Origin of the sequence: Pusillimonas sp. NJUB218, from assembly GCF_003788685.1 — a bacterium.
Classification (GTDB): Bacteria; Pseudomonadota; Gammaproteobacteria; order Burkholderiales; family Burkholderiaceae_B; genus Neopusillimonas.
Map to the genome: position 1 here is coordinate 120487 of NZ_NQMK01000009.1, position 21932 is coordinate 142418.

The 21932-nt window shown below is 54.1% G+C and carries 20 protein-coding genes; 2 read left to right on the top strand and 18 right to left on the bottom strand.

Going from position 1 to position 21932, the window contains the following annotated elements; genetic code table 11:
- Positions 1-34: 34 nt before the first annotated feature.
- The 7 genes from hscB to uvrB form a co-directional block, all read right to left on the bottom strand.
- On the bottom strand, positions 35-565 hold the full coding sequence (hscB, locus tag CHR62_RS12445) for a Fe-S protein assembly co-chaperone HscB (RefSeq protein WP_123661144.1): 531 nt from the start codon (positions 563-565) through the stop codon (positions 35-37).
- A gap of 1 nt (position 566) precedes the next feature.
- A complete protein-coding gene (gene iscA, locus CHR62_RS12450) occupies positions 567-890 on the bottom strand; it encodes an iron-sulfur cluster assembly protein IscA (RefSeq protein ID WP_093971385.1) in 324 nt (107 codons plus the stop codon).
- A 10-nt stretch (positions 891-900) separates the two neighbouring features.
- Positions 901-1284 (bottom strand): Fe-S cluster assembly scaffold IscU, encoded by a 384-nt coding sequence (gene iscU, locus CHR62_RS12455; RefSeq protein ID WP_093971384.1) that lies wholly within the window; start codon positions 1282-1284, stop codon positions 901-903.
- Between the two features lie 36 nt (positions 1285-1320).
- Complete coding sequence (locus CHR62_RS12460) at positions 1321-2532, bottom strand: IscS subfamily cysteine desulfurase (RefSeq protein ID WP_093971383.1); 1212 nt, start codon at positions 2530-2532, stop codon at positions 1321-1323.
- A gap of 21 nt (positions 2533-2553) precedes the next feature.
- Positions 2554-3060: a Fe-S cluster assembly transcriptional regulator IscR gene (gene iscR, locus CHR62_RS12465; protein ID WP_093971382.1), complete on the bottom strand. Its 507-nt coding sequence runs from the start codon at positions 3058-3060 to the stop codon at positions 2554-2556.
- A gap of 141 nt (positions 3061-3201) precedes the next feature.
- Positions 3202-3693 carry a low molecular weight protein-tyrosine-phosphatase gene (locus tag CHR62_RS12470; protein WP_093971381.1) on the bottom strand — a complete coding sequence of 164 codons (492 nt, stop codon included), beginning with the start codon at positions 3691-3693 and terminating at the stop codon, positions 3202-3204.
- A gap of 348 nt (positions 3694-4041) precedes the next feature.
- The gene (uvrB, locus tag CHR62_RS12475; protein WP_123661145.1) at positions 4042-6084 is read right to left on the bottom strand and encodes an excinuclease ABC subunit UvrB; all 2043 of its coding nucleotides are present in this window, start codon (positions 6082-6084) and stop codon (positions 4042-4044) included.
- 87 nt (positions 6085-6171) lie between these two features.
- On the opposite strand from uvrB, the gene CHR62_RS12480 reads away from it, so the two are divergent.
- Complete coding sequence (locus CHR62_RS12480; RefSeq protein WP_093971379.1) at positions 6172-7374, top strand: amino acid aminotransferase; 1203 nt, start codon at positions 6172-6174, stop codon at positions 7372-7374.
- 69 nt (positions 7375-7443) lie between these two features.
- Positions 7444-8214, top strand: coding sequence for a transcriptional repressor LexA (lexA, locus tag CHR62_RS12485; RefSeq protein ID WP_123661146.1), 771 nt, complete (start codon positions 7444-7446; stop codon positions 8212-8214).
- Between the two features lie 202 nt (positions 8215-8416).
- Here the strand turns inward: lexA and lon are convergent, their stop codons facing one another.
- The 11 genes from lon to CHR62_RS12535 all read right to left on the bottom strand — a co-directional run bounded on the left by lon (position 8417) and on the right by CHR62_RS12535 (position 21826).
- Positions 8417-10891, bottom strand: a complete 2475-nt coding sequence (gene lon / locus CHR62_RS12490) for an endopeptidase La (RefSeq protein WP_123661147.1) — start codon at positions 10889-10891, stop codon at positions 8417-8419.
- Positions 10892-11005: 114 nt separating this feature from the next.
- Positions 11006-12316 (bottom strand): ATP-dependent Clp protease ATP-binding subunit ClpX, encoded by a 1311-nt coding sequence (gene clpX, locus CHR62_RS12495; RefSeq protein ID WP_093971376.1) that lies wholly within the window; start codon positions 12314-12316, stop codon positions 11006-11008.
- Positions 12317-12349: 33 nt separating this feature from the next.
- Positions 12350-13003, bottom strand: a complete 654-nt coding sequence (clpP, locus tag CHR62_RS12500) for an ATP-dependent Clp endopeptidase proteolytic subunit ClpP (protein WP_093971375.1) — start codon at positions 13001-13003, stop codon at positions 12350-12352.
- Complete coding sequence (gene tig, locus CHR62_RS12505) at positions 13004-14314, bottom strand: trigger factor (RefSeq protein WP_093971374.1); 1311 nt, start codon at positions 14312-14314, stop codon at positions 13004-13006.
- Positions 14315-14449: 135 nt separating this feature from the next.
- Positions 14450-15241, bottom strand: a complete 792-nt coding sequence (locus tag CHR62_RS12510; RefSeq protein WP_123661148.1) for a hypothetical protein — start codon at positions 15239-15241, stop codon at positions 14450-14452.
- A gap of 213 nt (positions 15242-15454) precedes the next feature.
- Positions 15455-16699, bottom strand: a complete 1245-nt coding sequence (locus CHR62_RS12515) for a methyl-accepting chemotaxis protein (RefSeq protein WP_199722942.1) — start codon at positions 16697-16699, stop codon at positions 15455-15457.
- Between the two features lie 171 nt (positions 16700-16870).
- Positions 16871-17617: a sulfite exporter TauE/SafE family protein gene (locus tag CHR62_RS12520; protein WP_123661158.1), complete on the bottom strand. Its 747-nt coding sequence runs from the start codon at positions 17615-17617 to the stop codon at positions 16871-16873.
- Positions 17618-17851: 234 nt separating this feature from the next.
- Positions 17852-19006 carry a linear amide C-N hydrolase gene (locus CHR62_RS12525; RefSeq protein ID WP_123661149.1) on the bottom strand — a complete coding sequence of 385 codons (1155 nt, stop codon included), beginning with the start codon at positions 19004-19006 and terminating at the stop codon, positions 17852-17854.
- A gap of 182 nt (positions 19007-19188) precedes the next feature.
- Complete coding sequence (locus CHR62_RS12530; protein ID WP_255416209.1) at positions 19189-20334, bottom strand: glutamate decarboxylase; 1146 nt, start codon at positions 20332-20334, stop codon at positions 19189-19191.
- Positions 20303-20587: a pyridoxal-dependent decarboxylase gene (locus tag CHR62_RS15945; protein WP_255416210.1), complete on the bottom strand. Its 285-nt coding sequence runs from the start codon at positions 20585-20587 to the stop codon at positions 20303-20305. Before CHR62_RS15945 ends, CHR62_RS12530 begins: the two co-directional genes overlap by 32 nt.
- A 201-nt stretch (positions 20588-20788) precedes the next feature.
- The gene (locus CHR62_RS12535; RefSeq protein ID WP_123661150.1) at positions 20789-21826 is read right to left on the bottom strand and encodes a diguanylate cyclase; all 1038 of its coding nucleotides are present in this window, start codon (positions 21824-21826) and stop codon (positions 20789-20791) included.
- Positions 21827-21932: the final 106 nt, after the last annotated feature.

The following is a 21932-nucleotide window of genomic DNA, read 5'->3' on the forward strand; positions in this document are numbered from 1 at the left end:
TTACGGACGGGTGCCCAAGGCACGCCGGCCGCCCTTAATGTTGACGGTCGGCCAACGCATGCTGCGCCTGCTGAACTTCGGTGGCCAGCTTCTCGATGAACATCCATTCACGCACTTTACCGGCGGCGCCCGAAAAATCGTGCTGGCGATCGATCAGCGCTTCGACTGTCGTTTCAAGTTCGGTACGGGCCCGGGCGATATCATTACCAAGCAGTTCGAATTGGGCCGGGTCAGCACTTTCGCGCGCCTCGTCGAGCGCCTCGCGCCACTCCATCTGGCGCATCAGGAACGCGCCATCCATGCGGGTATTGCTTTCGGTTTGCAAGTCGCAACCCGCTTGCTCGCACAAATAGCGGGCCCGCAGCAACGGACTCTTGAGAATGCGATAGCCCTCGTTGATGGTGGACGCCCATTGCATGGCGACTCGCCGCTCGGCCGGCGCCGCCGTAGCAAAACGGTCGGGATGGACACGCGCAGCCATCTGGCGCCAGCGCGCTTCAAGCGCGCTGACGTCGATGGCGAAGCCTTGCGGTAATTCAAACAGCTGGAAATAGTTTTCGGCCACGCTACACCGTGAAGGATTCGCCGCAACCGCAGGTGGCCTTTTCGTTCGGGTTGCTGAACTTAAAGCCTTCGTTCAGCCCTTCGCGGCCATAGTCTAGTTGCGTACCATCGAGGTACGGCAGGCTTTTGGCGTCGATAAACACCTTTACACCATGCTGTTCGAAAACCTGGTCGTCTGCGTTGGGCTCGTCGACGTACTCGAGCTTGTAGGCCATGCCGGAACAACCCGTGGTACGGACACCCAAACGCAGACCCAGCCCCTTGCCTCGTTTGGCAAGATAACGACTGACGTGGTCAGCAGCTTGTGGAGTCAACGTAATAGACATATCAACCCTGTTATTTCTGGTGCTTTTCTTTGTAATTCTGAACAGCCGCCTTGATCGCGTCTTCGGCCAGAATTGAGCAGTGAATTTTTACTGGGGGCAACGCCAGCTCTTCGGCGATTTGCGTATTGCGAATATCGAGTGCTTCGTCGAGTGTTTTACCCTTGACCCATTCGGTAACCAGCGAGCTGGACGCAATGGCCGAGCCGCAACCATAGGTTTTAAAACGGGCATCTTCGATGACGCCGGTTTCGCTGACCTTGATCTGCAGCTTCATGACGTCGCCACAGGCGGGCGCACCCACCATGCCCGTGCCGATGCTTTCGTCGGATTTGTCGAACGAACCCACGTTACGCGGGTTTTCGTAGTGATCGAGAACTTTTTCGCTGTATGCCATGATTGAACTCCTGTTCTTTGATTCGTAAGACGACCGTTAATGCGCAGCCCATTGGACCGAGTTGAGGTCGATACCGTCTTGGGCCATTTCCCAGAGCGGCGACATGTCGCGCAACTTGGCGACACGCGTTTTAAGCAATTCGATCGCGAAATCGACTTCTTGTTCTGTGGTGAAACGACCCAGCGTGAAACGTATGGAGCTGTGTGCCAGCTCGTCGTTGCGGCCCAGCGCCCGCAGCACATAAGAAGGCTCGAGACTAGCCGAAGTACATGCCGAGCCACTGGATACGGCCAATTCTTTGATCGCCATGATCAAGGACTCGCCTTCGACGTAATTGAAGCTGACATTAAGGTTGTGCGGTACCCGACGATCCATGTCGCCGTTGAGGTAAACCTCTTCAACCTGTGACAAGCCCTTCCAGAGGCGGTCGCGCAGCGCGCGGATGCGCTCGCTTTCGGCAGCCATTTCGAGGCGTGCGATACGGAATGCTTCGCCCATACCCACGATTTGGTGTGTTGCCAATGTGCCGGAGCGGAAACCACGTTCGTGACCACCGCCATGAATTTGCGCTTCGATGCGAATACGTGGCTTGCGACGGATGAACAGAGCACCAACGCCTTTAGGCCCATATGTTTTGTGCGCCGAAAACGACATCAGGTCGACCTTGAGAGTTTGCAGATCGATGGCAACCTTGCCCGTGGCCTGTGCTGCGTCGACGTGAAACACGATGCCCTTTTCGCGACAGATGTCTCCAATGGCCGCGATGTCTTGGATAACACCGATTTCGTTGTTCACCATAAGAACCGACACCACGCTGGTGTCAGGGCGCAGCGCCGCCTTGAAGACATCAAGATCGAGCAAGCCGTTATCCTGGACATCGAGGTAGGTGACTTCGAAACCCTGACGCTCGAGCTCGCGACAGGTGTCAAGCGTCGCCTTGTGTTCGGTTTTTAGCGTAATAAGATGCTTGCCGCGCTGCGCGTAAAAGTGCGCCGCCCCTTTCACCGCAAGGTTAATGGACTCGGTGGCGCCGGATGTCCAGACGATTTCACGCGGGTCGGCATTGACCAACTGTGCAACTTCGGCGCGCGCCTGCTCGACGGCCTCTTCGGCTTCCCAGCCAAACGCGTGACTGCGCGACGCCGGGTTGCCGAAATGTTCGTACAACCAAGGCACCATTTTGTCGACAACACGGGGATCGACCGGGGTTGTCGCTGAGTAATCTAAATAAACGGGACGTGTAGACATCGACCAACTCCTAAGTAACTTTCAAGCGGGCAGCGAGGACGCGATTTTAGCGCCAGGCACTTGCCCCACACGCACGGCACTTTGACCTTTCGAGGCCTCGAGCAAGCGCATGCGTTGTTTATCGACCAGGTCTTGCAAAGAGACCGAGTCGAGGTATTCGACCATTTTATGATTTAGCGTTGTCCAGAGCTCGTGCGTCATGCACTGGCTGGACTCGCCGGTACGACCCACATTGCAATCTTCTTTGCCGCCACAGCTGGTGGCATCGAGGGGCTCGTCGACCGCAAAAACGATGTCGGCAACGGTGATTTCGCGGGCCAGGCGCGCAAGCGAATAACCGCCACCAGGACCGCGCACACTATCGACCAGCTCGTGACGGCGTAACTTGCCGAATAATTGCTCGAGATAGGACAGCGAGATGTTTTGGCGCTGACTGATAGCCGCCAAGGTGACAGGACCACTTTGCTGACGCAACGCCAGATCGATCATGGCCGTAACCGCGAAGCGCCCTTTTGTCGTTAAACGCATAGTTTTTTCCTTAACCCAAGGGGGTTACCCTTTTAATACCTGACTAATTAACTCAAGTATAACCAATACCCGACTGAATTGCTAGGGAAATGGCCCAAAAAAAACCGAGCCATGCGGCCCGGTTGAGGGAATTTGATTGAACTATGCGGCTTGGTACTGGGTAGCGCGCTTGCGAACAACTTCGAGCACCCCCTGACAGGCATCTTCGAGGCAGTCGAGTACTTTATTGAAGCCATCGGGACCACCGTAGTAAGGATCGGCGATGGTAGCCTCTTCGAATTCGTTGGCGAAGCGCATGAGCAACATGAGCTTGTGCTGATAAATCTTCGGACACTGTTGTTGCAGTGCAGAAAGATTCTCCCAGTCCATGACCAGGATGAAATCGAAGTCGCGGAAGTCGTCGGCCGTGATTTGCCGCGCTACGCATTGAGAGATGTCGTAGCCACGCTTGCGAGCAGCCGCCTGGGCGCGCGCATCGGGGCTTTCGCCAACGTGGAAGCCGTGGGTGGCGGCTGAATCGACTCCAACGACACCGGACAACCCCGCCTCGGTAATGAGATGGCGGAACACACCCTCGGCGCTGGGAGAGCGACAGATATTACCCGTGCAAACGAAAAGTACCTTAGTCATCATGGGTGAGATTGTGAGGGAAAACCCGGAATAAGGCAATAGATTTCACGAACACGAATAGCAAGCCAATGTGACGCCAATTCGAAAATTATCCGCACTACTTGAGGGGTTATTCGGAGAAAATAGGTGAACTTAGTCGCCGCGGGGCCAGGGCCCGAACCACGTAGCTCAGGCGTCATGCACCGCAACATTTATGGATGTTTCAGCGCATACTAATTTGCAATAAACAGCACCAGCTCGCACCTGAATACGCAAAAATCAACCGTCAAACAACTGCTGACCACAAGCAAGCGCAGCGAAAACTCTTGATAACGACGCTTCGATGTGTTGCCTTGCAACAACACACTACGATCAACCCGCTGAACCCAACAGCGCCTTTTCTTTAAGACGATTCAACGTATCCCTCGCCGCAGCGGCCTGCTCGAACTCCAGATTCTTGGCGTGATCCATCATTTGCTTCTCGAGGCGGCGAATTTCTTTGGCGAGCCACTTTTCGTCGGCCAACAGCTCGGGCGACACATCAGCGGCAGCAGCCGCGGCCGCCGAAGCCGCCGCATGACTCTCGACCCCGTCGATCATTTCACGCACGGCCTTGTTCACACCGCGCGGCACAATCCCGTGCTCGGTATTGAACGTCACTTGCTTGGCACGACGACGCTCGGTTTCGTCCATGGCCCGGCGCATAGAGTCGGTAATACGGTCAGCATACAAAATAGCACGGCCATTCAGGTTACGCGCAGCGCGACCAATGGTCTGAATCAGACTGCGCTCGGAGCGCAAGAAACCCTCTTTGTCAGCGTCAAGAATCGCCACCAAAGACACCTCAGGAATATCCAACCCCTCACGCAGCAGGTTGATCCCCACCAGGACATCAAACACACCCAAACGCAGATCCCGAATAATCTCGACTCGCTCAACCGTATCGATGTCTGAGTGCAGGTACCGGACCTTCAATCCGCTTTCGGTCAAGTACTCAGTAAGATCTTCGGCCATACGCTTTGTCAGCGTGGTGACCAGCACACGCTCGCCTGCGGCAACACGCAATTTGGCTTCACCCAGCAGGTCGTCGACCTGTGTTGTCGCGGACCTGACCTCGACGATAGGGTCGACCAGACCGGTCGGCCGAACCACTTGCTCGACCACATTGTCGGTATGTTCGTTTTCATAGTTGGACGGTGTCGCCGATACGAAGACCGTCTGGCGCATGCGCGCCTCGAACTCTTCCATCTTGAGCGGGCGGTTATCCATGGCAGAAGGCAAGCGAAACCCGAAGGTCACCAACGTCTCTTTACGGGAGCGATCACCCTTGTACATTGCACCTAACTGGCCCATGGTGACATGGCTCTCGTCGATGAACATCAACGCGTCGGCCGGCAGGTAGTCGATCAGAGTGGGCGGTGGTTCGCCGGGCGCCGCCCCAGACAGGTGACGGGAGTAGTTTTCGATACCTTTGCAAAAACCCAACTCTTGCAGCATTTCAAGATCGAAACGCGTGCGTTGCTCCAGTCGCTGAGCCTCGACCAGCTTGTGGTCATCGAGCAGGACCTTGACCCGGTCGCGCAACTCGGCTTTGATGCTTTCGATGGCCCGCAGAACAGTTTCGCGCGGCGTCACGTAATGCGAGCGTGGAAACACCGTGAAACGCGGCACACTTTGTCGCACCTTGCCGGTTAACGGATCAAACAGCTCCAAGGTTTCGACCTCGTCGTCGAACAGAGAAATCCGAACCGCCAGCTCGGCGTTTTCCGCCGGGAAGACGTCTATTGTCTCGCCCCGGGCCCGAAATGTGCCGCGAACAAAATCGACATCGTTGCGCTCGTACTGCATAGCAACCAGCCGACCCAGCAGCTCTTGGCGAGGAATGCGGTCGCCCGCGCGAAGGGTAAGCACCATGGCGTGATAGTCGCCCGGGTTACCAATACCGTAAATGCACGACACCGAACCCACGATAATAGTGTCTCGACGTTCGAGCAGACTCTTTGTCGCCGACAACCGCATCTGCTCGATATGCTCGTTGATCGACGAGTCTTTTTCGATAAAAAGATCACGCGCCGCAACATAGGCTTCGGGCTGGTAGTAGTCGTAATACGACACAAAGTATTCGACCGCATTCTTTGGAAAAAACTCGCGGAACTCGGCATATAGCTGGGCGGCAAGCGTTTTGTTTGGCGCCAATACAATGGCCGGGCGACCGGTGCGCGCAATAACATTGGCCATGGTGTATGTCTTGCCCGAGCCCGTTACCCCCAGCAAAGTCTGGAACATCAAGCCGTCTTCAACCCCCTCGACCAGCGCATCAATAGCAGCCGGCTGATCGCCCGCGGGCGGGTACGGCTGGTACAGCTGAAACGGGCTATTCGAGTACTGGACGAAACCGGGTTTTGTTGCGGCCATGCTAGACACCTAAGGGTAAACCCCTTATTATCTCACTATTAAGCGATTCATATTTCTTCCTTATTTCTCACCCAATCAACAGGTAATATGACCTCTATCTTCGAAGCCGTCGAACTGGCACCGCGCGACCCCATCCTTGGCCTGACCGAACAGTACAACGCCGATACTCGCACAGAAAAAGTCAATCTGGGCGTTGGTGTTTACTACGATGATCAAGGTCGAATTCCGTTGCTCAAGGCCGTACAACAGGCCGAAGCTCAGCGCGCCCAGGCCGCCGCCCCGCGTGGCTACCTGCCCATCGAGGGGCTGGCCGCCTACAACAAAGGTGCTCAAACCCTGTTGCTGGGTAAAGATTCGGGCATTATTGCCGATGGCCGTGCACTCACCGTCCAAACCATCGGGGGCACCGGTGCACTTAAAATTGGCGCCGACTTCCTCAAACAGTTGTCGCCCAACGCCAAGGTCGTCATCAGCAACCCCAGTTGGGAAAACCACCGCGCCATCTTCGAGCGCGCCGGCTTCGTCGTTGAAAACTACCCCTACTACAACCCTGAAACCCACGGCCTCGATTTCGACGGCATGGTAGGCGCGCTTAAAGCGTTGCCCAAAGGTACGGTTGTCGTGTTGCACGCTTGCTGCCACAATCCCACAGGCGTCGACCCCACCGCAGCGCAATGGCAAGAAATCGCCAACACGGTCAAAAACGCTGGCTTGGTCCCCTTCCTCGACATCGCTTACCAGGGCTTTGGCGACGGGCTCGAGCAAGACGCATCGGTCGTTCGCCTGTTTGCCGATCTGGGCATGACCATGCTGGTCAGCTCCTCGTTCTCGAAATCGTTCTCGCTGTACGGCGAACGTGTTGGCGCCCTGACCCTGATTTGCGGTTCGAAAGACGAAAACGCGCGCGTCCTCAGTCAGGTCAAGCGGGTGATTCGTACCAACTACTCGAACCCGCCCACACACGGCGGCACCGTTGTCGCGTCGGTGCTTAACAACCCCGAACTTTACAGCCTGTGGGTTGACGAACTGGGCGAAATGCGCAACCGCATTCGCAGCATGCGCGAACAATTCGTCACCAAACTTAAAGACCACGGCGTCAAACAAAACTTTGACTTCGTTAAAACGCAGCGCGGCATGTTCTCTTATTCAGGCCTCACGGCCGCCCAGGTCGATGTCCTGCGCAACGAACACGGCGTATACGCTGTCAGCAGCGGCCGGATTTGCGTCGCTGCACTGAACAGCCGCAACATCGATTACGTCGTCAATGCCATCGCCAAAGTTATAGGCTAAGCCTACACTTGCCAAGCTAGGCCGACTAAGGCACAATAGGGCTGTATTTATATACAGCCCTATTTTATTATGGCCTTAAAACTCACCGCCCGTCAGCAGCAAATCCTCGACCTCATCCGTCAGCAAATCGGGCGTACAGGGTTCCCCCCCACGCGCGCCGAAATCGCACGCGAACTGGGTTTCCGCTCAGCCAATGCCGCCGAAGATCACCTTAAAGCATTGGCGCGCAAAGGCGCCATTGCACTTACAGCCGGCGCATCGCGAGGCATCCGCCTGCTTACGCCTGCCCCAGGTCAACAACCCGGCGTTGCCAGCCCTGCGCCCGACGCGGCCGGTACGCTGCAACCCCACACGGCCAGCACACCTCACGCCTACGCGGCAGGCGCGCCTCACCCCGTTACACAATCACACGACAAGTCGGCGTCAACTGCCTTTACCGGCACCCCATTCCTAGAGCGTATGCTCTTACCGGTCATTGGGCGCGTTGCAGCGGGTAGCCCCATATTGGCCACCCCCCACATCGAGCGAGAAATCGCCGTCGAGCCGGCCTTGTTCACCCAAGTGCCCGACTACCTGCTTAAAGTACGTGGTCTTAGCATGCGCGATGCCGGCATCCTCGATGGCGACCTGCTTGCCGTAAAAAAAGTCACCGAAGCACGCAACGGCCAAATTGTTGTCGCCCGGCTAGGCGACGACGTCACGGTCAAACGCCTCGAACGCCAAGGCCGGCACATCCGCTTGCTCCCTGAAAACCCCGACTTTTCCCCCATTGAAGTCCAAGCCCACGACGAGTTCGCCCTCGAGGGTATCGCCGTTGGCCTGATACGCACCATGCAGTAAAGCCACCGGGCAACATTGCGCTTGGCGCGGCCAGGCAGCCTAACGGCCCAGCCCGCTGCACCACCCACAAAAAAACCCAAAGTTTGCCCCAACAGGCAACAAACTTTGGGTTTTTAAAACGGCCAAGCCAGACCAGAGCTCACTTGACCGGCCCGGCCCTGAAAAACCGGCTTATTTACCGGTTTTCAGGCCAAAACAGCGTTTAATGCTTCATCACGGCGTCCGAAGCCGTGTCGGTACCCGACGCTTTCGCGCTAGCCAGCGCCTCGGCCGTCAAACGGGCAACTTCTTCATCAGACAAAGGCTCGGGCATACTTTGCAGAGCGACTTCCAAAACACGGTCAATCCAGCGCACAGGGATAATCTCAAGATGGTTCTTGACGTTATCCGGAATGTCGGCTAGATCTTTCACGTTCTCTTCGGGGATCAGCACGGTTTTGATCCCGCCCCGATGAGCGGCCAACAGCTTCTCTTTCAGGCCGCCAATAGGCAAGACTTCGCCGCGAAGGGTAATTTCACCCGTCATGGCTACGTCGGCACGCACCGGGATACCGGTTAAGGCGGACACCATGGCCGTCGTCACCGCAATACCCGCCGACGGACCGTCTTTGGGCGTGGCGCCTTCGGGGAAGTGAATGTGCAGATCACGCTTCTCGAAGACCGACGACAAAATGCCCCACTTCTGGGCCCGCGACCGAACTACCGTACGCGCTGCTTCGACCGACTCTTTCATGACATCGCCCAGCGAACCGGTACGAATCACATTGCCCTTACCCGGCATATCGGCCACTTCGATGGTGAGCAAATCACCGCCGACTTCTGTCCAGGCCAGCCCGGTAACCTGTCCGACCTTGTTTTCTTTCTCGGCCATACCGTAGTTATAACGGCGCACACCAAGGAAATCGCTTAAGTTGTCGGCGGTAATTACGACTTTTTCGACAGCAGTAGCGGTACCCTTCTTGGCTGGCTTGACGGCCTCGGGGTGTTTCTCGAGCGTCTTTTTGACGACCTTACGGCACAGCTTGCTGATTTCGCGTTCAAGGGCACGTACACCGGCTTCACGGGTGTAGTAGCGCACGATATCGCGTACGGCCGACTCGTCGACCTGCATCTCGCCTTCGCGCACGCCATTGTTTTTCATGAGCTTGGGCAACAAATGGTCGAAGGCAATATGGACCTTTTCGTCTTCGGTGTAACCCGACAGGCGAATGACTTCCATGCGATCGAGCAGCGCAGGCGGAATGTTCAGGGTGTTGCTGGTCGCCACGAACATAACATCTGACAAGTCGAAATCGACTTCGATGTAGTGATCCTGGAAAGTGTGGTTTTGTTCAGGGTCGAGCACCTCAAGCAAAGCCGACGAAGGATCGCCACGGAAATCCGCGCCCATTTTGTCGATTTCATCGAGCAGGAACAAGGGGTTGCGCACCGCAACCTTAGACATGTTCTGCAGAATCTTGCCCGGCATAGAGCCGATATATGTGCGACGGTGGCCGCGAATTTCGGCTTCGTCGCGCACACCGCCCAAGGCCATGCGCACAAACTTACGATTAGTGGCGCGCGCAATCGACTGACCCAGCGACGTTTTACCCACACCAGGTGGCCCAACGAGACAAAGAATAGGCGCTTTGAGTTTGTCGACGCGTTGCTGAACAGCAAGATATTCGATGATGCGCTCTTTGACCTTTTCTAGGCCATAGTGATCCGCATCGAGCACGTTCTCGGCATTAGGAATGGAACTGTTGATGCGGCTCTTCTTGCGCCATGGCAATCCCACCAGCGTTTCGATGTAGTTGCGCACCACAGTCGCTTCGGCCGACATGGGCGACATCAGTTTAAGCTTCTTAAGCTCGGCCTCGGCCTTTTTCTGCGCTTCTTTAGGCAACTGCGCCGCAGCAATTTTCTTTTCAAGCTCTTCGATATCGGCGCCGTCTTCACCCTCGCCGAGCTCTTTCTGAATAGCTTTGACCTGCTCATTCAGATAATAGTCGCGTTGGCTCTTTTCCATCTGCTTTTTGACACGGCCGCGGATACGCTTTTCGACCTGAAGAATGTCGATTTCGGATTCGAGCTGCGACAGCAGGCTTTCGAGACGCTCTGACGTGCCAACGAGTTCGAGCATGCTTTGCTTTTGCTCGAGTTTGAGCGGCAAATGAGCCGCTACTGTATCGGCAAGACGGCCGGCCTCGTCAATACCCGTAAGCGATGTAAGAATTTCTTGGGGAATTTTTTTGTTGAGTTTGACGTACTGCTCGAATTGCGCGACCACGGCACGACGCAAGGCCTCGGCTTCGGCATTCTGGCCGTCTTCAAGAGGCAACACCTGGACATTGGAGGTGAAATGCGTTTCGGCATCGGAAACAGTGTTGATTTTTGCGCGTTGCAGACCCTCAACCAGCACCTTGACAGTACCGTCAGGCAGCTTGAGCATTTGCAAAATACTGGCGACGCAACCAATAGCGTGCAGGTCATCGGGGGTCGGGTCGTCTTTGCTGGCCGACTTCTGCGCCACCAGCATGATGTTATTGCCCGATTCCATCGCCATTTCGAGGGCCTTGATAGAACGCGGACGCCCGACAAACAGCGGAATCACCATATGAGGAAATACCACCACGTCCCGCAAAGGCAAGAGGGGCAAGTCCATAGGTTCTGAAGAGAGAATAGGGCTCGCAGACATAGTAATTTCCTTAAAAAATGCTGCATCAGAAACAAAAGGGAAGCCTGCGCCTCCCTTTTGTAGTACTACACATACTTCATATGTGGCGACAATCGCGAACTTTTCAAGACCCCGTCAGGCGGCAGCATTTTTTAGCTTTTGCGAATCTGGTTTTTTGTCTTTGGAAGCCGTTGGTTCGGCGTCATCGGCGTAGATCAATAGAGGCGCTGCGCCGCCAACAACCGCGTTTTCGTCGAGTATGACTTTTTTGACGTTTTTGCTGGACGGAAGTTCATACATGGTGCCCAACAAAGCCTGTTCAACAATTGACCGCAAACCCCGCGCGCCGGTACGACGCTTGAGCGCCCTCTGCGCAATGGCGCGCAAGGCCTCGGGGCGCACTTCCAGCTCGACCTCTTCCATTTCGAACAGCTTTTGAAACTGCTTGATGATGGCGTTTTTAGGTTCGGTAAGAATCTGCACCAGGGTGTCTTCTTGCAGCTCTTCGAGGGTGGCCACAACCGGCAGACGCCCGACGAGTTCGGGGATCAGGCCGAATTTGACCAAGTCGGAAGGTTCGACCTCGGAGAAGAGCTCGCCGACGCCACGCTCGGACTTGCTGCGCACTGCCGCCGAGAAACCAATACCTGATTTTTCGGTACGGTCTTGAATGACCTTTTCGAGACCGTCGAAAGCGCCACCAACAATAAACAGAATATTGGTGGTGTCGACCTGCACGAAATCTTGGTTAGGATGCTTGCGCCCGCCCTGGGGGGGTACCGACGCCACCGTACCTTCGATAATTTTAAGCAAGGCCTGCTGCACGCCCTCGCCCGAAACGTCGCGGGTAATAGACGGGTTGTCGGACTTGCGAGAAATCTTGTCGATTTCGTCGATGTAGATAATGGCGCGCTGCGCCTTCTCTACGTCGTAGTTGCAGTTTTGAAGCAGCTTCTGAATGATGTTTTCGACGTCTTCGCCCACATAACCAGCTTCGGTCAGCGTGGTGGCGTCAGCCATGACGAAGGGGACGTCGAGCATGCGCGCCAAAGTCTGCGCAAGCAAGGTTTTGCCCGAACCCGTAGGCCCGATCAGCAAAATATTGCTTTTGGACAGCTCGACGTCGTCGCCCTTGACCTCGCCATAACGAATGCGCTTGTAGTGGTTGTAAACAGCCACAGCCAGGCTTCGTTTGGGGATGTCTTGCCCGATGACGTAGCCGTCGAGGAACGCCTTGATTTCTTGAGGCGTAGGCAGCTCGTTGCGTACAGCCTTGCGTGCTGCCTCTTTGGTTTCTTCACGAATGATGTCGGTGCACAGATCGATACATTCGTCGCAAATGAATACCGACGGGCCCGCAATAAGTTTGCGCACCTCGTGCTGGCTTTTATTGCAAAACGAACAGTGCAAGACTTTTTCGTCCGGCGATCCTTTTTTATCGGGCATATAACTCTTTGACTAACGGTTTTAACACTGGGCCTATTCTTCGGAACGGGACACCAGAACTTTGTCGATAAGGCCATAAGCCCTTGCATCGTCGGCCGACATAAAGTTATCACGCTCTGTGTCTACTTCGATACGCTCGACAGGCTGGCCCGTATTGTTCGCCAGAATGTTGTTCAGGCGTTCGCGCAAGCTGAGAATTTCGCGAGCTTGAATCTGGATATCGGAAGCCTGGCCCTGGGCACCACCCGAAGGCTGGTGAATCATGATACGCGAGTTGGGCAAGGCATACCGTTTGCCTTTGGTGCCAGCGGCCAGCAAAAACGCACCCATGCTTGCCGCAATGCCCGTGCACAATGTAGACACATCGGGCTTGATGAAGTTCATGGTGTCGTAGATGGCCATACCGGCATACACTGACCCACCCGGCGAATTGATGTAGAGCGAAATATCTTTGCCCGGGTTCTCGGACTCGAGAAAGAGCAATTGCGCCACCACCAGATTGGCGGAATGGTCGTTGACCGGACCGACAAAAAAGATGACCCGCTCGCGCAACAAGCGCGAGTAAATATCGTAAGAACGCTCGCCGCGTCCGGACTGCTCTACTACGATGGGCACATAGCCCAGCCCAGTAGGCACGACCGAATCGCCGCCATGCATCGCCGCGTAGAAATCAGTGAATCGCTGCATTTATGCAGTCCCCATCAGTTCGTCGAAATCGACGTTTTCGTCAGTGACCTGGGCTTTTTCAAGCACGTGATTGACAACGTTGTCTTCGAGCACGATAGCTTCGATTTCGGAGCGACGTTGACGATCGGCCAGGTAGTAGGCAACCACTTGTGCGGGCTGCTCGTAGTTTTGCGCCAGCTCTTCGATGCGGGCGCGAACCTGCTCGGGTTTAGCCTGGAGGTCGGCGCTGCTGACCAGCTCGGATACCAAAAGGCCCAGACGAACACGACGCTCGGATTCGGCGCTGAACGCTTCTGCAGGAATTGGGATACTGTCGGCGTTAGGCACACCACGTTGTTTGAGGTCGGCGCGGGCAGCGGCAACACGGCTTTCGGTGTCGCTTTGAACCAGTGCTTTAGGTACGTCGAAGGTGCATGCGGCGGCCAGAGCGTCGAGGACGCTAGCTTTGGTGCGCGACATGGCACGTGCTTTGACTTCGCGTTCGATGTTGCTACGGATGTCGGCCAAGAGCTTTTCAACGTCGCCTTCGGGCTGACCCAACGACTTGGCGAACTCGGCATCGACTTCGGGCAGAACGGCTTCGGCGACTTCAGTCACTTTGATTTCGAAGTCGGCTTTTTTACCGGCCACTTCTTTACCTGCGTAGTCGGCGGGGAATTCGAGGGGGAAAGTTTTGGTATCGCCGGCTTTCATGCCGCGAACAGCCTCTTCGAACTCGGGCAACATGCGGCCCTGCCCCAAGACAAACGAGAAGCCTTCAGCCGAGCCGCCGTCGAATGCAACGCCGTCGATTGTGCCGACGAAATCAAGCGTGATGCGATCGTCGTCTTGTGCCTCACGACCTTCGCGGCCTTCGTAAGCAGCACGCTGCTTGCGCAGGATGTCGATAGTGCGTTGGACTTCGGCGTCGCCCACTTCGACGCTTGAACGCGTCACTTTAAGCGCGGCCAAGTCGGGCAACTGAACTTCGGGATAGACTTCGAAAGTAGCCGAAAAGGCCATCGTGCCGTCTTCTACGCCTTCGGTTTTGGGTTCAAGATTAGGCGTACCCGCAACACGCAACTGTGTTTCTTTCAGGACGTTATCGAGCGCACGGCCGACTTCGGTGTTGATAACGTCGTAGCGAATGCCGGGGCCATGGCTGCGTTCGACGATCGACAACGGAGCTTTACCTGGGCGAAAGCCCTGGACTTTTGCGGTACGTGCGACGCGCTTGAGCTGGGACTGGACTTCTTTTTCGACGTCGGCCATCGAAACGACCAGATCAACACGGCGCTCAAGGCCGGACAGAGTTTCAACCACGGGCTGCATTAGGAACCTATATAAATGAAATTGAGTAAAAGACAAGTAAACGAGATGAACCGACCATTTTACCGGAAAGTCTGGGGTACCGCTAAAGGTGCGCCCCACTCCTGAATGGCCCTCTTTTCATCTATTTTTAACACATTAGACCACTGCCCACAGGAGCAGCATCAGTCCGGACAGCGTGAGCACTGAAGGGGCAGCATAAGGATACCGGTTTGCGAAATGATTCATGGCCCACTTGAAGGGCCGCGCCTGGCTGTCTCGAATGACCTGCTGCTGGAAGTCTATGTTGGCATGCAACTTCTGGATATCACGCAGCAGCTTTACCTTTTCGGCCGAGTGCCGACGCAGGTAATCGATAAGGTCGTACTCTTTAATTGATTTACGCCAAACGTCGGGCGAGACAGGTGTCAGATCGCCGGCACACAAACCCTGTGATACGCCGCTACTGCATTCGGGCCCAGAATAATCGAACACTATACCGAACTGCTCGTAATAGCGATTGCGCCGGCTTTTATTTTCTTCGTAGGCGTCGATATCCGACAAAACAATTGGTTGAACCTTCGCGTTTGGCCACTGAGCGGCCCAGCGCACAATTTCGTCCTGCAAATATGTGCCCAGCCGGTGACCACGCAGATATGCCGAACTTAGCCCCACCGAACCGCCTGTCAGGCTGACGCTTTCGGCACCATCGGCCAAACGACGGTACATGCCCGTGAAAGGGTGCACAGCCATCCCGCCCGATCCCGCCTCAAGCTCGAAGTAGCGTAATGTGATGGACTCACCTTCTGGACTGACGGAGTGCTCACGCATCACCAACAAGCGAAACAACACGTTGTCCTGCCCGCAACCCGGGTCAAGAATTTCGATGATACGCAGGCCCGGTGGCTGCGTATCATCGCCCCGCAATCGCCAATCAGTTACCCCTGCCACCCCAACGCCTCGTCAACAATAATAAAAACACTATTTTTGACCAGAATGCGGCCGCGCTAAGGCTGGAACAATGGCCTATTCTGTGACTAATGAAGCGGAATTGACCCGGTTTTTTAAGGTGCCGGGTACCCCACCCTTTAAATGCTAACGCCCAATAACGCGGACAACCGACCACTACCCTGCACGACAACCGGCACGCGTCTAACCGCGCATTCAGGCCGAAGTCTTTAACGTGTCAGACACCTCGCCGACCGCTTGCAAAACTCTTGATGAGTCTTGTCGAATAGTTTGCATCAAGACACGGGTTTGATTGGCGAGTTTTGCCCCCTGCTGGACACGCTCGCGATTGCGTGCAACCTCCTGAACGGCGTTAATCGCTAGCACACGGTTCTCTTGCACGACATCGTTAATCTGAAGCGTCGCTTGATGGATGCGCGCAGCCAGATTCCTGACTTCACCCGCCACCACAGCAAACCCTCGGCCCTGATGGCCCGCTCGGGCCGCTTCAATGGAGGCGTTCAAAGACAGCAAATTCGTCTGTGCCGCAATATCCTGAATGACTTCCACCATCTTGCGAATTCTTTCTGACTGCTCGCTAAGGCCTTGAATCTCGCTAGACACCTGCTCAAGCCCCGCCTCAATGCCGTTAACTTGATCGACAGTTTCATCAACACTGATTGCGCCTTGCTGAGCATTTTCTTCAGTGTGCCCTGCGATTTCCAAAGCCATCAAAGCCGCCTGAGACTCCATCTGGCGCTGCACAACACTGGCCGTAATGTCGCTAGCTATTTTGATGACGCCGCAAACGTTGCCGCGGCTGTCACAGAGCGGAGAATAGGTTGCGCGCAACCACACGCTGTCGCCCTGCTTGCTCAGGCGCTCGAACTTATCGGACGTAAAGCGCCCTGCACGTAGAGCGTCCCAAAACTCTTGGTACGACGCACTCGAAGCATACGCAGGTCGGCAAAACATAGCGTGATGACGTCCCACGATTTCGTTCAGGCGATACCCCATAGTTTTCAAAAACTGATCATTGGCGTGCATCACTTCGCCGTGCATATTGAACTCAATAACAGCCATGGAGCGGTCGATTGCAGACAAGATGCTGTTCTGACTTTGCTCCCGCAACACTTTTTCGGTGATGTCGATGGCAATTTTCTGGATGCGTACAACGCTGCCACTGGCATTTTTAACCGGGATATACGTCGCTTCGAGCCAAATTTCACGGCCGGATCGGTCCACACGCAAAAAGCGATCGCTATGACCCTTGCCCTCTGCCAATCGACGCCAGAAACTGACATATTCTGGACTGCGGCTTATTGAGTCGGGACAGAAAATACGATGATGCTGGCCAATCAACTCGGACTCATCGTACCCCGTTAACTTACAAAAAAGCGGGCTCACACCAAGAATCTGGCCATCAGCATCGAACTCTATCGTTGCCATCGAGTTTCGCATGGCGCGCATCGTGCTCAGCGCATTACGCTTAGAACGGAAAGCATTTTTAATTGGTGAAAATAAAATAAAGGGGAACAAACGAACCTCAACAGCAGAATAGAAAAGCGACGCCCCAGATCGGGCATGCTTGTATAGCGTTACAGGATTTGCCTAGACTCTGCGAAGGTGTACTTAACCTGCATGGCGCATAAAAAAGAACATCGTCATGAGCAAACCGATCGTCACAATGCCCCATCGCAAGTAGCGCACTGGCACATGGCGAGAAGCACGCGCACCTACATAACCGCCGAATGTACCCGCGGCCATCATCCAAATCGCTTGTGGCCAATAAATGAGGCCTCCCGCAATGTAGACGACTACAGCAATCGCGGTTAACAGAGCAGACACTACATTCTTCAGGCAGTTAGCTACGTGCAGACTGCCTACACCCAGGACCCCAAATACGGCCAGCAACAGTATGCCCAGGCCACCATTGAAGTAACCCCCGTAGATCGCAACAACCCAGATCGTAAGCATGGTAATGGCCGGGCCCACCGGGCCCACCCTTCTTTTGGAAACAAGACGGGGCGCCAAAATGAACAATAACGTTGCCGCAAGCAACAACCAAGGAATTAAAACATCAAATACGGCTGAAGGCGTCCATAACAGAAGGCAAGCACCGATAACCCCGCCTACTAACGAGGTGAGGATCAACAACTTAATGGAAAAATGCTGTATGCCCTTAATTTCGTGTCGCAACGCCCAGGCACTTGCGATATAACCTGGCAGCAATGCCGCCGTGCCGGTTGCATTTGCTGCAACTGGCGGTATGCCAGCCAACACCAGCGCCGGCAAAGTCAAGAAACTTCCCCCGCCCGCCACGGCGTTCAATGCGCCTGCAAAAAAGGCCGCAACAAACAACAAACTCCATTCCCAAATCATTGTGCTGTGACTCCGTTACCTAGTCTTGAGGCCATTAAGCGACAACCCACCATCGTTCTGGGCTTGGCCCAACGCAGGTAAGCTTCATTCATGAAAATCACTCTACCTCAAAGACTGCTGTAACGAACAGCAGCAAAGATAACGGCCGCCTTTGCGACCGTTATCTTTATCTATTTGGAGAATAAGTCAGCGCAAAGAATGGATACAAGCAGTTTGTTCACGTCGTTAGTTTTACTGGAAAGCCGCCGTTACGTTACCCGCTTGTTTTGCGAATTGCTTTAAAGGAAGCGACTTTTGGGTCTTGAGCTGTTTAAGCTGATTCAGGTCGACATCAACATAGTTGATGGACCCATAGGTGCGAATATAAAACTTACGTCGTTCAAGATCCGACAAGGCCGTCCAGGATGTGTATTCTGACGTGTACAGGGGCTCACCCGTAACGGCGGGCGCGGCGATGTTGACAACGCTTTCCTCGAAACGTTCATCGATCGTGATACCCCGTGGGCGATCAAAATTGTTCATGACATGCGACAACGTCAGAACAGCTTCATCAGCCGTTTTTGCTTTTTCCGCAAATTGCGAATAGTAAACAGCACGAACAAAACGCCCTACCGAAGTATTCGAGGCGGGTAACGCCACGGTCGCGATCCCAGAGTCAGGCTGCTGGAAGGTGACACCGGCAAACGTGGTCTTCGACTGATCTTTATTACTCAGAAAAGTGTAGTTATTCAGATTCGTTTGATGCCACTGAAATTCGGGGCCGTTCGTCATGACGCCTACTGGATTATCGAATACGTTTTGCTTGCCCTGCGAAAACTCAATCACAATCGAGGCGCCCGATGCATCGTGCAGCGTGTAGTGAAATGGCGTTTTCAGAACGCCCAACGGCAGTAGCGCAGTAACGAGTACCGGCGTATCTTTCAACGTTGCTTTTACCTCTGCAACGTTTTTGAAATTAGACAGCGTCCAAGCGCCCAGGTCGATCGCGGCCAACACCGCGCTGGTTTTATCAACCATATCACGTGGCCCATCGGTGCTGGCGTAAGCCAACAAACTGAAACTCATGCCGGCTTCGTTAACCCCTTCCGCAACCTTTAGCTGTTTAGTCAGGGGGTCGGGTACTGTCACCGAAATAAAAGCATATTTTGACTCGAAGCGTAGCTCGGGATGATCCTTCGCTTGAGAGTCAAATTTGTAGCCGGCTGGAAAATAAGTGACTTCGTAGGGCAGCTCCATGGGCAATTCCATGGTCCTTCCTGCATAAGGAACGCCATTGACGTCCTTGTAAAGTAAAGAAGTACACGCCTGCCCCACTGCTGGCAGCGTCAATAAGCTTGCCAGGGCTGCCGCACCAATTTTTTTCCACTGCCGTTGAATACTTTTCATTTCATATTGCCTTTTGGGAAACAGATTTTTCCGAACTTCGATTACCCGTAATAAAAAAAGCGTTAGTCGCCCAGCGACAACTAACGCTTTGTTAAAGCCTAAGCAGAGCCATATTTGCTACTCGCCATCGTAGCAAAGCATATCAGAACACTGCAAAGATGCCGGGAAGCCTTCTATAAGCTTCAGTGATGAAAGCCGCCTGATTCGTCTTGCTCGCCCGGCACTGAAATGGGATGGGCTGCGAAATAATCCAGACAGCGATGGAAGTCACCCAGCAACAAAGACGCCAAATCGCGCGTAACGCCATGACGCACCAGAATGCGTTGAATCACCAAATCTTGACGATTCGCTGGCATGGAGTACGCCGGCACCTGCCACCCGCGAGCCCGCAGGCGATCAGCCAAGTCGTAAAGATTGAACCCAGGGTTCACGCCATCTTTGATCTTCCAACACAGCGCCGGGATGCCTTTGTTAGGGTCACCATCAAACAAGATCTCGAACGGGCCCAGCTTTGCGATCTCGGTCGAAAGATAACGGGCCGTGTCGTAGCAGGCATTTTGAATACGACGATAGCCCTGCTTGCCAAGGCGCAAAAAGTTGTAGTATTGCGCCACAATCTGGCCACCAGGCCGTGAGAAGTTCAACGCGAAAGTGGGCATGTTGCCACCCAAATAGTTCACATTGAATATAAGCTCTTCGGGAAGGTGAGCTGCATCACGCCAAATCACCCAACCCACCCCCAACGGCGCCAAGCCAAATTTATGGCCCGAGGTGTTTATCGACACCACGCGTGGGAGACGAAAATCCCATTGCAGATCGGGTGCACAAAATGGAGCCAGAAAGCCACCACTCGCCCCGTCAACGTGGATAGGGATATCGAGACCGGTGTCCTTTTGCAATTTATCCAGCGCGTCGTGCACTGCTTTAACAGGCTCGTACTCGCACGGGAACGTAACCCCCAAAGTTGGCACGACACCGATTGTATTTTCGTCGACACGCTGTATGACTTCGTCGGCATTCATAATCAAACGACCGTTCTCCATCGGGATTTCGCGCAGCTCGACATCGAAATAGCGGGCGAACTTATGCCAGCAAATTTGCACAGGACCACAAATCAAGTGGGGCTTGTCAGCCGGCAGCCCAGCCGCAATACGCTTTTTACGCCACGCCCATTTAAGGGCCAACCCGCCTAACATCGCTGCTTCGGACGAGCCGGTTGTCGAGCAGCCCAACGTGTTTTTTGCGTCAGGAGAATTCCAGAGATCGGCCAACATGTGTACGCAACGCGCCTCGATCTCAGCGGTCTGTGGGTACTCGTCTTTGTCCAATCATGTTCTTGTCGATTGACTCGTCCATCAGCTTATGGATTTCTTCGTCGACCCAGGTCTGGCAGAACGTCGCCAAGTTCTGGCGAGAGTTTCCATCGAGCATGAGTTCATCGTGGACGACTTGGTAGGCATGCCGCGGATCATGCTCGTTTTCAGGCATTTTGTACTTGGGCATGGATACCGATATATCGGTAGACGCATAAACGTCTGAAAACAAATCGTCGCGTATATCTTCTTTGGCGTGTAATCGCATAGGATCCCTTTGATGAACGAGAAAAACTGATTAAACCCACTGTGACTAATGTTCGGAACCTGCGGCCACAGGTAGCCCGGCCTCGCCTTCCTTCAACACCGCAACAATCTGGCTTTCTGTAAATCTGCTTTTCTTCAAGGGAGTCTCCATATCAGGGAGGCTCCGAAATTCTACCGGCTAACGTCTACTCACTGGGGGAGCTTACGTCGGCAGAGGATGCTGCGCGACCTCAACTCGGTTACGACCATTATTTTTTGCTAAATAGAGCATTTTGTCGGCGAGTTTTACTAGAGCGTCAATATCACTAACGTGTGATGACCCCATGGCCACCCCAAGAGAAATCGTTATATGACCCACATGCTCAAACACATGTCGCTCTACCGTATTGCGTAAACGCTCGGCCATTTCAGACACGGCATCAAGCTTTACGTCTGGAACCAGTATCAAAAACTCCTCTCCACCCATTCGACAAACTAGATCTTCGCGACGCGAACAGGCCTTCATCAGTAGTGCCAAACCTTTTAAAACAACATCGCCGACGTCATGCCCATATGTATCGTTAACACGTTTGAAATGATCAATATCAACAGCAATAACGGCTACTGAGGTTTCGTCATTTTTCCAACGTTTTATCGCCGTATCGTAGGCACGTCGATTGGACAACCCAGTTAAGGAATCCGTTTCCGCCGCCGTATTGGCCTTACTAAGCTTCCCATACATCAACATGACACCGATAAGTAGTGCTTTTTTAAGATGGGCGGTTTCGAAGTACCAAGCTCGAATATTCTCCATATCACGCGCTGTTTCCGGACGATCAATCGTAGCCGCACTCTCCGCGAGGCGCCGAAGAGGCTTAGAAATTAGCCGCGCTGACCAAATAATTATCAAGACGATAAAAATGGTCATCGGCAAGGCATTGAGCAAGACTTGAGAAACTAGTTCATTTAAAGGTGCCAGAGTACTCTCTCGAGGACGTTGTGACACAACTCCCCATCCTGTTCCGGGAACAGGAGCGTACCCGGCCAGCATTTGCACATTTTGACTATTCGTTAATTCAGTTGCCCCCGAATTGCCCGCAACAACATCATTAATTGCCGGATTGTTTTCAACAACATCCCCCACCCTTCCAGGGTCGGGGTGAGATATCAAGCGCCTACCGGAATCTACGACATAAACATAAGAGCCATCTTTGTGAAAATGCTTTCCTAAGGAAGGTCTGAAGAACTCGATTTCAAACATCCAAAAATCGACCTCATGACCAAAGTATTCAAAAATGGTTAAAAACTGCTCAAATCATCGCCACTTTCGGGTTGTTTGCACCCCGATCAGGCCCGTTTTCGGGCCT